This window comes from Kordia sp. (assembly GCF_022447245.1).
GTDB lineage: Bacteria > Bacteroidota > Bacteroidia > Flavobacteriales > Flavobacteriaceae > Kordia.
This window is the reverse complement of sequence record NZ_JAKVBC010000002.1, coordinates 107,739-120,658: the sequence shown is the minus strand read 5'-3', so window position 1 is coordinate 120,658 and position 12,920 is coordinate 107,739. Positions and strand designations below refer to the sequence as shown.

Here is a 12,920-nt window from a genome sequence, read left to right as displayed (position 1 = left end):
CGTCAATACGTTCTCCAAATCTATTATTCAATTCTCTTTTTCCATTTTTTGTTATCTAATAAATTTTTTTCCCATTAGCAGTATAAGTACCAGTTTCATTTACTGTTTTAGTAGTAGACGCTAACTGTTTTTCTTTTAATTCTTTTTTGGGAACTTCTTTTACTTCAATCACTTTTGGCACTACTTTCTTGCTATCCTTTGCCTTGTTTTTAGCTTTACTTTTACTCTTTGCTTTATTTTTAGCCTTGTTCTTAAGCTTTATTTCATTAACCGTTGGATTTTTAGGAGCTGGTGGCGGTGGCGGTGGCGGGACAATTTTTAAATCATAGGCAAAAACGGTGCGAACTTCGGTAATATTATTTTGTTTGAGAATTTGCTTAATTTTAGACTTCAAATCTGAGGCATTATCATCTTTAGCATCATGTATTATAGCTGCGCTGGGCTTCTTACTTTTTATCGAAGATGCCATATTTTTAATTGCCCAAGGAAGTTTATCGATAGATTTCAAAACGATATCATTTACTGAAATTTTATGCTTTTTATCAAAACGTACCACGATTTCATGAAGTTTGTTGACATCTCCTTCTTTAATAATCATTGGTTTTTTTGGAGCAGGAGGTGGCGGAGGTGGCGGAAGATCCGCAATATTGATCGTTTCAATATCATAAATCTTATTTTCCTTTAATAAGGAGGTTACTTTTGCTACAAATTGTTTGTAGTCTTCATGATAAATTATGATTGAATTTCTAGCTCTTTTATGTAGAATGCGATTCAATTCTGACTTAATGTTTTTGTCAAGACCTTTAAAAGTGCTTTTAAGTTTGTGATTAACAATAAACTTCCCTTCTTTTGTGATGTGAACTACGATATCTTTTCTTTCAACCTTTCTAATCGTTTCTTTTTTTAAGGGTAAATCCATTTCATTTGGACCATTTTTTTCATTTACATAATTTATAGGCAATTCATTAATTTTAGAAAGCTCATGGCGTACGCTTACTTTGTCAGAAGTACCTACTTTTTTCCTTATAACTGAATTGCTGTGTTTTCCTTCTTTAAAATGCAATACAGCTTTCTTATTTAATGGACTTCCAAAATCAGCGAGTAAAGATTTAAAACCTGCTTCTGTATACAAACTTGTTTGGTATGATTGTGGAAAACGCTTGCTTCTAGCATTTTTATATACAAAGCTTTGTGTATAGTGTACAATTTTGTGTTTTGTAATCTCACTATTTTCAATCACTTTTCCATCTAACCAAATCGCAAACTTCTCTTTATTTTTCCAGGCGTTTAATTGTTCTTTATTTGGCTGATTGGCTGTTGGTTTTGGTGGTGGTGGAATCAATCTTGCTTTCTCTTCTGTGCTAAGCTGTGCGTAGGTTTTTTTCGTTTTTTTCCCTTGTGCATCTTCAAAAATGAAAGTTGCATCTTTATAATAATCAGCTTTTGAGTCTTGACTTTTTGTAACGGCTATATGCGTTTTTGAAGTCTTATTTATATTGTTTTTCGTCTTTTGAGCAATCACTTTTGTGCTAAACAAAAATAGTGCGCTTATAAAAACAGGAATCGTGAGTGTGCCAATCATCCAGGCGCGTGCACGAGTTGTATGTTTTGTCATCATTTGTAATCTTTTTTTAGTTACTGAAAAATTCAAATTACTGGCCAAATGTAAGTTGTGATTCCAATTGGCATTTTCCAATAGTAAATGTTGGTATGTCGGAATCTTAGTGTTTGATTTTAATACAGCGTCATCTGCTAAAAACTCATGGTTGAGCTGTATGGCCTTTTTATAATAAATAAGTAATGGATTGAACCAAAATACGATCTGGATCAATTCAATTAAAATAATATCGAGCGAATGTTTTTGTGTTACATGCGCAAGTTCATGCGTGTATAATTCTTCGGCAATGTTTTGCGAATCGTACGCTTCTTTCTTTAAAAAAATATAATGTAAAAATGTATGTGGTAATACGTTTTCTTTTAGTAAGACTAACGATGCTGCTCTGTAGCGAACACGTACACTTTTAATAATTTTATTGATAATCAGATAGATATTTCTAACGAAGCGAAAGAAAAACAATAAATATCCAATACTATACAAGCTTATAGTCACTAAAATCCATACAGGAATTGTGGAAGCTTCTTGAATGTTATCAGATTCAATATCAATAAGTTCGCTTGTGTTTATATTCTGAAGTTGTCCGGTACTTGCTGTTTCAGTAAAAGGAATTTCAGCCACTGTTTCCATAGTAATGAATGGAACTGTAAGCGCAAAGCACAAACCGAAAAGTAAATAATACCTATTGAACACATACATGCGTTCACGTTCCAACATCACTTTATAAATAAGTAATATCAATGCTAAGCACAATCCTGATTTGATGATATATGTGATCATGAGTCTGTTTGAATTAGAATTTATTCGTTAAATTTTTATTCACCTTATAAGTTGTATGTGTAATGTAAGAAATGCCAAATGCCAATACTAAACTTGCTAGAAAATAATAGCACTTAAATACATGTGCGTTCTCTTTTACAAGAAAAAGCTTGTAAAACGCTAATAACATAGCTAAAATGGCACTAGATTTTAGAATGTACACAAACAATGTTTACTTCTTTTTAATTTCATTATCGATGAGCTTTCTTAAATCTTCGAGCTCTTCTTTGGTTAAATTTGTTTCCTTCGTAAAGAAAGATGCAAACTGAGAGGCGCTATCGTTAAAAAAATTTTTGATGAGACCATTTACATGCTTTGAGAAGTAATCTACTTTTTTAATAAGTGGATAGTATTCTCTAGACTTTCCAAACGTTACATACGCTACATAACCTTTATCGGTCATGCGTTTCAATAATGTTGCAATAGTCGTAGTAGCCGGTTTTGGTTCATCATATTGTTCCAAAAGATCTTTCATGAAGGCTTTTTCAAGCTTCCATAAGTGCTGCATCAATTGTTCTTCTGTTTTTGATAGTTTCACACGTCAAAATTTTAAGTATTCTTTGATTGAGTATAAAATAGTATGCAATTATCTCGGTCGACATCAAAATAAAAACAGTCTAGGATATACCAATCACTGTAATATTACTCTACAAATGTAGAATATAAATTTTAATTCTACAAGTGTAGAGGTTAAATGTTTTAAGTTGTGATTTGGGTAATTAGAACTCAACAGTAGTTAAAAAGCCATGATAAAGTCTATTTTTTAGGTAGTTGTATAGTTTTTGTATAGGTGAAAAAATGGTCTTTGGAGGTTTAAAAATGTACATTTGGCAAAATTCATCACTATGAAAAGAAATTACTTTAACATTTTTATCTTATTCCTATTCACATCACAAATTATACTTGCACAAGAGACACCACTTGATTTTTCGCAAAGCTTGCATACATTTACTGGTTTTGGAGGTAGCACATTTGCAATTGTTCCAGATCCTATTGACGGAAACAATGACACAGGACAATTTTTTCGTGACAGTTCTCCTTCAATTCAAGGAAATTATATAGACCTCGCAAGATCTATTGATTTAGATGTTGAAGACGAAATTACACTGAGATTCTATTCATTTGATCCGCTTTCTCACACGATAGTTGTAAAGTTAGAAAATGGAACAAACCCTGATGTGGAAGTAAGTCAAACGACAACTTCTGAAAATGTATGGACAGATTTAACATTTGATTTTGCTACAGTGAACGGTATGGGACAATACAATAGACTCTTGATAAGAATAGATGATGGCAGTACGATACCTGGTGCTTTTCGTATAGATGATATCAATGATGGAAATGTGCCAACAGATCCAAATGCCTTAGATGTAATTTATAATGATTTAGTTTGGTCAGATGAGTTTGACAGTACTACGCCGACAGCTGTAGATGCAACAAAGTGGCACCATCAAATTTTGGGTCCAAATGGCGGACAATGGTTTAATGGAGAACAGCAACATTATACGGACCGATTGGACAATTCGTATGTTGAAAATGGATTTTTAAATATTGTAGCCAAAAGTGAAAACTATACACAAGATGGTGTTACGTTAAATTATACTTCTGCACGTTTAAATTCAAAGTTTGCCTTCGCATATGGTAGAGTAGATGTACGAGCAAAATTGCCGAGTGGAGATGGAACTTGGCCAGCAATTTGGACTTTAGGAAAAAATGTGAACGAAGTAGGAGCATATTGGCAAACACAAGGTTTTGGAACCACGACATGGCCTGCCTGTGGGGAAATAGATATTATGGAACATGGTTTAGGTGCTACCAATCATGTTTCAAGCGCGATTCATACACCTTCAAGTTCTGGAAATACAGTAAATACAGATTCGCAAGTATTACCTGATGTTGCGAATAACTTTCATGTATATTCTATGAATTGGTCGCCAAATCAAATTACGTTTATGATTGATGGCGTAGGTTATTACACCTATAATCCAGCTGTGAAAAATCCAAGTACATGGCCGTTTGACTTAGAACAATATCTTATTTTTAATGTTGCTATGGGAGGTTTTGCGGGTACTATTGATCCTAATTTTACCCAAAGTCCAATGGTAATTGATTATGTAAGAGTCTATCAAAATGTTTTAAGTACAGACGAATTTAATGCCAATAGTTTTAGAATCTATCCTAATCCAACATCAGGTACTGTTTTTATTGATTCACAAGTAACTATTGATACTATTGAAGTGTACAATACTATTGGAAACTTAATGCTAATGCAGGAGCTTCTTAATAGTAAAATTGATGTTTCAAGTTTGCCAACAGGATTATATATTTTAAAAGTGTATGCAGAAGGAAGTTCAGCAGTAAAAAAGTTAGTTATAAAGTAACAACTCTGTCCTGATAGAACATATTGCATATCAAACAAAAACTCCGCTTTAAAAAGCGGAGTTTTTATTATTTAGATAGTTCTGTAAAGTATTTATAAAATAGAGGAATGGTTTCAATTCCTTTTAAATAATTGAAGATTCCAAAATGTTCGTTTGGCGAATGGATAGCATCACTATTCAATCCGAATCCCATTAAAATGGTTTTGCTTTTTAATTCTTTTTCAAATAAAGATACAATCGGAATACTTCCTCCAGAACGTTGTGGAATTGGTGTAACACCAAACGTATCTTGATATGCTTTGCTTGCTGCTTGGTAGCCAATATTATCTATAGGAGTTACGTATCCTTGCCCACCATGGTGTGGAGTAACCTTGACTTTTACACCTGCTGGTGCAATATTTTCAAAATGTGTTTTGAATAACTCAGTGATTTCTCTCCATTCTTGATTAGGAACCAAACGCATTGAAATTTTAGCATAGGCTTTACTGGCAATAACTGTTTTAGCACCTTCGCCTGTATAACCTCCCCAAATTCCGTTTACATCTAAAGTTGGACGAATCGAGTTGCGTTCATTGGTTGTGTAACCAGCTTCTCCATAAACAGCATCGATATCTAGAGCATTTTTATATTCTTCTAAAGAAAAAGGCGCTTTTGCCATTTCAGCACGTTCCTCATTAGATAATTCTTCTACTTTATCATAAAATCCAGGAATGGTAATGTAATTGTTTTCATCATGTAACGAAGCAATCATCTTTGATAAAATATTGATCGGATTTGCGACAGCACCTCCGTACAATCCTGAATGTAAATCACGATTAGGTCCTGTAACTTCTACTTCTACATAACTCAAACCACGTAAACCTGTTGTGATAGAAGGTTGTGTGTTGCTAATCATTCCTGTGTCAGAGATTAAAATGACATCATTGGCTAGTTTTTCCTGGTTGCGTTCTACAAACCAAGCCAAACTTTCTGAACCAACTTCTTCTTCACCTTCAATCATAAACTTGACATTACATGGCAATTGGTCAGTTTCGTTCATGAGTTCCAATGCTTTTACATGCATGTACATTTGTCCTTTATCATCACAAGAACCGCGAGCAAAAATAGCGCCTTCAGGGTGAATGTCTGTTTTTTTAATGATAGGTTCAAACGGACCACTTTCCCAAAGTTCTAATGGATCTGGCGGCTGTACATCGTAATGTCCATAGACAAGTACCGTTGGCAAATCGTCAGAAATATGTTTGTGCCCAAATACAATAGGATATCCAGGTGTTTCGCAAATTTCAACATGATCACAACCTGCTTTTATTAAACTAGCTTTAATCGCTGTTGCAGTGTCAATAACATCTTGAGTATAAGCAGGATCTGCACTTATTGAGGGAATTTTTAAAAGTTCGATGAGTTCGTCTATGAAACGGTTTTTATGCGTTTCAACATACGTTTTTATAGTATTCATGAAGTATATTGAATTTTCTTTATACTCAAATGTACTAAAAAAGAAGGAAAAAAATACGTTTGACTTCCTTTGATTATTAAAAATCTTCTTTATATTTGCAGCCACATTTGCGGGTGTGGTGAAATTGGTAGACACGCTAGACTTAGGATCTAGTGCCTAACAGCGTGAAGGTTCGAGTCCTTTCACCCGCACAACAAACAAAAGCTGAAGTTAAATGACTTCGGCTTTTTTATTTTATGGTTTTTTTAACATTTGATTTGTGAAAATTTGATAACTATAAAAGCAAAATATTTTATAGTTAGCTGCTTTTTAGTGTTTTAAAATTACGGTTATTCCGTAATTTTGTTTAATGTTTTGACAATATCTTTAAACAAAGTAAATTCAAAACAATTAATCATGAAAAAAATTACATTAGTATTGGCTTTATTTCTTATTGGAATAGGCTTTGCACAGAATGAATCCTCAGGTAGTATTGCAACTACAATTTCAACCCCAAGTCCTTTATCAGGAGAAACATTTAGGTTTGGTCCTGGTTTGGTAACTCAATTAGATGCTGGAACAGCTTTTGATTTTAATGCGAGTCAGTGGTTTTCTATAGGAAGATTAAATACAGGAAGTCAAAATGTATATGGTTTGCGCTTTCAATTAAAAAACAGAGCGCTAACTATGGGATATCAAGATACAAATGATATTAACCCTAGAATCCAATGGATAGGAGATTCTTTTGCTTCGAGCACTGATTTAGAGTTTAGAGTAGCCAATAGTTTTACGTCTACCACTTCTAGATTGGTAGCCACGATGACAAATGATGGAAAAACTTTTTTTGGAATTCCATTAACTGCTGCAGATGCAGTTGTTGGTGTTGATTACAGTAGTTTTAATTCCACGCGCACAGGCTTTACTTCTCAAAACACTACAGGTTCAAGTGGTTTTGTTACTGGAATTAAATCAACAAATTCAGCTTCATGTTATGTGAAAACTGGAGTGCAAGTTGAAAGTAGTGGAGGCGCATATTCTGATTCTGGTATAACAGTTCGTTTGAGTGATGCATTTCAAAGTTCAGGAGTTAGAGCGTCTGTGACAGGAAGTTCTAATGGAAGTACTTATGGTGTGCAAGGATTTATCAATAGTTCGGTTAGTAATCCAACAGGTTTTGGAGCTGCTATTTATGGTAGTTCTCCAACCACAGCAAATAGATATGCTGGATATTTCAATGGAAATGTAGTGGTAACAGGTTCGTTTTCTGCTTCAGATAAAAAGTTAAAAGAAAACATTGAATCAGAAGAAAATCTATTAGAAAAGTTAGCACAATTAGATGCCGTAAAATATAAATTTAAACAAATAGATGAGCTCAATTTACCGACAGAATTGCAACACGGATTCATTGCGCAAAATATAGAGGAAGTATTTCCTGAATTAGTAACGACTGTAATAAAACCTATTTTTGGTAAGGAAAATGAAGAAGTCGGAACATTTGAATATAAAGCAGTAAACTATGTTGGTTTAATTTCAGTCCTAACTTCTGGTGTTAATGAAATGAATGCTAAAATGACCGCTTTAGAAGGTGAACTAGAAGACCTTAAAAGAGCAGTTGCGAATAGCAAGAATAGTATCGGAAGCCAAGAAGATAAAGAAATAGGTTTCTCTATGGATCAAAATAGACCAAACCCTTTTACAAGCCAAACAACTATCAATTATACAATTCCGGATAATAAAAGAGCCGTAATTTCTGTTTTTGATATGTCTGGAAAATTTGTGAGGGATTATAACTTATCAAGTCAAAAAGGGCAAGTAGTGATTAGCTCTAATGAAATAGGTAAAGGAATGTTTATCTATAGCTTAGTTTCTGATGGAGAAATTATGGTTACTAAAAAGATGATTGTGAAGTAAACAACCTTTATATTACTCACATGTAAAAGGGATCAATGCTTTATGTGTTGATTCCTTTTTCTTTGTTTAATAAATGTATTTTAGTAAAGTCATTTATGTTAAAAGTCTTTATTTGAAAGGTTTTATTTCTTACTTTCAAATCTTAATAAAAAAACACTTTATCATGAAAAAAAAGAGTTTAAAAAATTTATCATTAAACAAAAAATCAATTTCTAACTTGCATGCTAGTCAAGGAATTGTTGGAGGTACTCAGAATTCTATTAAAATTTGTATTCGTACTATTGTAGATCAAAATGGGAATAATTTATGCTTAAGAACTGTTTTTAATTGCGATCGTACGTGGCAGCAAGGTTGTGTAAATACAAATGAAGTTGATACAAATACTTATCCAATTTGCTAAGAGTTAAAAATAAATAACACGCAAAATAGTTATTGTAAAAACAAAAGCTTCTCTAATTAGAGAAGCTTTTCAATTTCTTACTAAAAAATTAAATTTCTTAGTTTCCTGATACTTTGTTAATCTTGTCTGTTGCTGCTTTTTTAGTATCATCCATTTTTTTATTGGCAGCATCTTTTGCTTCATCCATTTTGCTTTTAGCAGCGTCTTTAGCATCTTCTACTTTATTTTTAGCAGCATCTTTTACGTCGTTCACAGCTTTTTCAGCGCCTTCTTTTAGATCGTTTACCATTTCTTCAGCACCTTCTTTTGCATTTTCAACAGCGTTTTCAGTACCATCTTTTACATCATTAGCCATGTCTGTAGCAGTTTCTTTTACATCATTAGCTATTTCTTTCGTAGTTTCTTTTACATCTTTTACGATTTCTTTTCCAGTTTCTTTGGCTTTGTCACCTTCTTTTTTTACTTCTTCACAAGAAGTCATTCCGATCATTAAAGCTACTACTAATGAAGCTCTTAAAACTAATTTTTTCATCTCTTTTTTCTATTTATTGTTAATTATACAACAATGTTAAGATTTCTTTTACTCATTCACAAAGAATCAGTTAACATATTTTTAACATTTTTTTAGAAATAGCCTTTTGGTAATGAATGCTCAAAGTATCTATTGAGCTATAATCTTTGAAAGATAAGATAGAATTTTTTCGCTTGCATTGCCATTGGAATGTACATATTTGTGGTTGATATTACCAACAGAAGTTTTGTAAGCAGCATCAGTAAGTAATTGATGCACAATTTGTTGAAAAGTAGCTTTAGAATTTATCGAAAGTACACCGCCAAGTTGTACTAAATCTTCCGCTTCTTTAAATCCAGTATAATTTTTTCCAATAACGACAGGAATTCCAAAAACAGCAGGTTCTAAAGTATTATGTAGACCTGTGCTGCCCATGCCGCCGCCAACGTAGGCAATATCGGCGTAACTATACACTTTGGTTAAGATTCCAATAGTATCTACAATAAAAACATCAAATTGACTCAAGTCAGTATATTTTTCCTTTTCGGAAAATAAAATGCTTGGTTTTGTGATGCTACTTTTGAGTTTTTGAATTTCTGGTTGTTTGATGTTGTGTGGAGCAATGATATACTTGCAATTTTCAGTAGACACATTGATAAAAGAGACAAAAATAGCTTCGTCCTCTGCCCAACTACTACCTATAACTATAGTGGTTTTATTATCTTTAAATTCTTTGATAAAAGAAAGTGAATTATCACGTTCCAAAATTTCTAAAACTCTGTCAAAACGTGTATCACCACTTATAGTTACATCAGTATAATGAATACTGTTTAAAAGCTGTTGAGAAGTTTTATCCTGTACAAAAATATGTTGAAATGCATGCAGTGATTTTCGCATCCATCCACCATAAAACTTAAAAAAGACTTGTGATTTTCTAAAGATAGTAGAAATAGAAATGGTATGAATATGTTGCTTTTTTAGTTCAGCAAGATAATTTGGCCAAAACTCATATTTTACAAACACAACAAGTTCGGGATGAACAAGCTTGATAAATTTACGAGCATTTGTTTTGGTGTCTAAGGGTAAATAGGTAATGACATCAGCAACATCGCTATTTTTTTTTACCTCATATCCTGAAGGAGAAAAGAACGTCAATACAAATTTATGCTTTGGATATTTTGTCTTCAACGCTTCCAGCACAGGCAAACCTTGTTCGTACTCACCTAAAGAAGCAGTGTGAAACCAAATAACTTTATCTGTTGCAGAAATTTGAGCTGCTAAAGTTTGAAAAACAGTTTTTCTGCCATGTACAAAAAGTCCAAGTTTGGTATTAAATTTTGCAATAATTCTAAGGAAGAAACTTGCAACATGGACCAATATGTTGTAGATAAAATACAAAAGCAATGAGTTTGCTGCTAAAATACATTCTTTCCCTTAAATTCATTGGGTATCGTTGTACAATTTTGTAATATTGTTAGAACAAAAGAAAGATACGAATGAAGAAAATCCAAATGGTCGATCTTAAAGGTCAATACGCACAAATTAAAGACCGAGTTGATCAATCCGTATTAGATGTTATTGCTTCTTCAGCATTCATAAACGGACCCGAAGTACACGCATTTCAAAAAGAATTGGAAGAATATTTAGATGTAAAACATGTAATTCCTTGTGCCAATGGTACAGACGCTTTGCAAATAGCAATGATGGGACTTGGGTTGAAACCAGGTGATGAAGTAATTACAGCAGATTTTACATTTGCAGCAACTGTTGAGGTAATCGCCTTATTGCAATTAACTCCAGTGTTGGTTGATGTTGAAAAAGATTCATTCAATATTGATCCAGAAGCAGTTCGTAAAGCCATTACACCAAAAACAAAAGCCATCGTTCCTGTGCATTTATTTGGACAATGTGCCAATATGGATGCTATTTTAGAAATAGCCAAAGAGCATGATTTATATGTTATTGAAGATAATGCGCAAGCCATCGGAGCTAGTTATACATTTGCTGACGGAAGTGTGAAAAAAGCTGGAGGAATTGGTCATGTAGCTTCAACTTCTTTCTTTCCTTCCAAAAATTTAGGTTGTTATGGAGATGGTGGAGCAATCTTTACCAATGATGATGATTTGGCACATACGATCAGAGGAATTGTAAATCACGGTATGTACAAACGTTACCATCATGATGTAGTTGGTGTAAATTCTCGATTAGATTCTATTCAAGCAGCAGTATTACGAGCAAAACTGCCAAATTTAGATGCATACAATGCTGCACGTCAAATGGCAGCACATAAATATACAGAAGCTTTCAAAGGGAATGACAAAATTATCACTCCAAAGACTACGAAATTATGTGGTAATCCCGCAGAAGGCGATTGCAATTGCCATGTGTATCATCAATATACACTACGCGTCATTGATGTAGATAGAGATGCACTGGTAAAACATTTGAACGAGAACGGAATTCCTTGCGGAGTTTATTATCCAATTCCATTGCACGCTCAAAAAGCTTACAAAGACGAACGTTACAATGAAGCAGATTTTCCTGTGACGAATCAATTAGTAAAGGAAGTAATCTCATTACCAATGCACACAGAATTAGATGATGAACAAATAGCGTTTATTACAAAAACGGTATTAGATTTTGTGAATGGATAGATGAGTATTTGTTTAAAATAATGAAAGAGAGTATCGTTTAAGAGCCAAGAGCCAAGAGCCAAGAGCCAAAACAAATAAACAAAAACCAAAGCGACCATAAACCAAAACTCAAATTTGAAAAAAATACTAGTAACTGGAGGATTAGGCTATATTGGCTCACACACTGTGGTAGAGTTGCAATTGGCAGGATTCGAAGTTGTGATTATTGACAACCTTTCCAATTCTTCTAAAGATGTTTTACAAGGCATTGAGCGAATTACTGGAATAATGCCAGTATTTGAAGAATTAGATTTACGTGATAAACAAGCTACGATTACATTCTTTCAAAAATATGATGATATAAGTGGAATTATTCACTTTGCAGCAAGCAAAGCTGTAGGAGAAAGTGTGACGAATCCGTTGTTGTACTATGAAAATAATTTGTCAACATTAATCACCGTCTTACAACAAATTCAACATAAAAAAGATATTTCCTTTATTTTCAGTTCTTCATGTACGGTTTACGGTCAAGCAGAAATGATGCCGATTTCTGAAAATGCGCCTATTCAGCAAGCGTTTTCTCCGTATGGAAACACTAAACAAATTGGAGAGGAAATATTGAAAGATACGGCTAAAATTGCAAAAGGTCTGCAAGTGATTTCTTTGCGTTATTTTAATCCGATAGGAGCGCATCCAAGTACTGAAATAGGTGAATTGCCAGATGGTGTTCCACAAAATTTAGTGCCTTTTATAACTCAAACTGCGATTGGACTTCGAAACGAATTGTCTGTTTTTGGCAATGATTATCCAACGGAAGATGGTACCTGCATTCGCGATTATATTCATGTAGTGGATCTTGCGAAAGCGCATGTAACAGCTTTAAAAAGACTAGTTGATAATGCGTATAAAACTTCGTTTGAAGTCTTTAATATTGGAACGGGAAAAGGAAGTTCGGTATTAGAAGTCATCGAGAGTTTTGAACGTGTAAGTAAGCAACAGCTCAACTATAAAATTGTAGGAAAGCGAGAAGGTGATGTAATTTCTGCCTATGCTGATACGACTAAAGCAAATACAATTTTAGGTTGGAAGGCAACATCAACATTGGATGAAGCAATGCTTTCTGCTTGGAAATGGGAGCAAAAAATACGATAATAAGCATATAGAACAAGTTAAAAAAGCGGGAATAAAATCCCGCTTTTTTAATTATTAATTATG

10 protein-coding genes and 1 tRNA gene are annotated in these 12,920 nt (G+C 33.5%); 6 read left to right on the top strand and 5 right to left on the bottom strand.

The genetic code is table 11. The features are described 5' to 3' along the window. Positions 1-55: 55 nt before the first annotated feature. On the bottom strand, positions 56-2,395 hold the full coding sequence (locus MK119_RS01910; RefSeq protein WP_290670190.1) for a M56 family metallopeptidase: 2,340 nt from the start codon (positions 2,393-2,395) through the stop codon (positions 56-58). Between the two features lie 211 nt (positions 2,396-2,606). Further along, positions 2,607-2,972, bottom strand: coding sequence for a BlaI/MecI/CopY family transcriptional regulator (locus MK119_RS01905; protein WP_290670187.1), 366 nt, complete (start codon positions 2,970-2,972; stop codon positions 2,607-2,609). A 307-nt stretch (positions 2,973-3,279) separates the two neighbouring features. Between MK119_RS01905 and MK119_RS01900 the strand changes: the two genes are divergently transcribed. Next, on the top strand, positions 3,280-4,815 hold the full coding sequence (locus MK119_RS01900; protein WP_290670184.1) for a family 16 glycosylhydrolase: 1,536 nt from the start codon (positions 3,280-3,282) through the stop codon (positions 4,813-4,815). A gap of 67 nt (positions 4,816-4,882) precedes the next feature. On the opposite strand, the gene MK119_RS01895 is transcribed toward MK119_RS01900, so the two are convergent. Continuing rightward, entirely contained in the window at positions 4,883-6,271 is a 1,389-nt protein-coding gene (locus MK119_RS01895) for a dipeptidase (RefSeq protein WP_290670181.1), read from the bottom strand. A gap of 109 nt (positions 6,272-6,380) precedes the next feature. Between MK119_RS01895 and MK119_RS01890 the strand changes: the two genes are divergently transcribed. The 3 genes from MK119_RS01890 to MK119_RS01880 all read left to right on the top strand — a co-directional run bounded on the left by MK119_RS01890 (position 6,381) and on the right by MK119_RS01880 (position 8,561). Continuing rightward, positions 6,381-6,462, top strand: a tRNA-Leu gene (locus tag MK119_RS01890). Positions 6,463-6,667: 205 nt separating this feature from the next. Then, the gene (locus MK119_RS01885; RefSeq protein ID WP_290670178.1) at positions 6,668-8,161 is read left to right on the top strand and encodes a tail fiber domain-containing protein; all 1,494 of its coding nucleotides are present in this window, start codon (positions 6,668-6,670) and stop codon (positions 8,159-8,161) included. A 163-nt stretch (positions 8,162-8,324) separates the two neighbouring features. Next, a complete protein-coding gene (locus MK119_RS01880) occupies positions 8,325-8,561 on the top strand; it encodes a class I lanthipeptide (protein ID WP_290670175.1) in 237 nt (78 codons plus the stop codon). A 97-nt stretch (positions 8,562-8,658) separates the two neighbouring features. Here MK119_RS01880 and MK119_RS01875 read toward each other — a convergent pair whose 3' ends face one another. Together MK119_RS01875 and MK119_RS01870 are read right to left on the bottom strand one after the other, a co-directional pair. Then, the gene (locus tag MK119_RS01875) at positions 8,659-9,093 is read right to left on the bottom strand and encodes a hypothetical protein (RefSeq protein WP_290670172.1); all 435 of its coding nucleotides are present in this window, start codon (positions 9,091-9,093) and stop codon (positions 8,659-8,661) included. Positions 9,094-9,222: 129 nt separating this feature from the next. Continuing rightward, positions 9,223-10,470, bottom strand: coding sequence for a glycosyltransferase N-terminal domain-containing protein (locus MK119_RS01870; protein ID WP_290670169.1), 1,248 nt, complete (start codon positions 10,468-10,470; stop codon positions 9,223-9,225). Positions 10,471-10,568: 98 nt separating this feature from the next. On the opposite strand from MK119_RS01870, the gene MK119_RS01865 reads away from it, so the two are divergent. After that, entirely contained in the window at positions 10,569-11,726 is a 1,158-nt protein-coding gene (locus MK119_RS01865; RefSeq protein ID WP_290670166.1) for a DegT/DnrJ/EryC1/StrS family aminotransferase, read from the top strand. Positions 11,727-11,840: 114 nt separating this feature from the next. Further along, entirely contained in the window at positions 11,841-12,857 is a 1,017-nt protein-coding gene (galE, locus tag MK119_RS01860; protein ID WP_290670162.1) for a UDP-glucose 4-epimerase GalE, read from the top strand. The last annotated feature ends 63 nt before the right edge of the window (positions 12,858-12,920 follow it).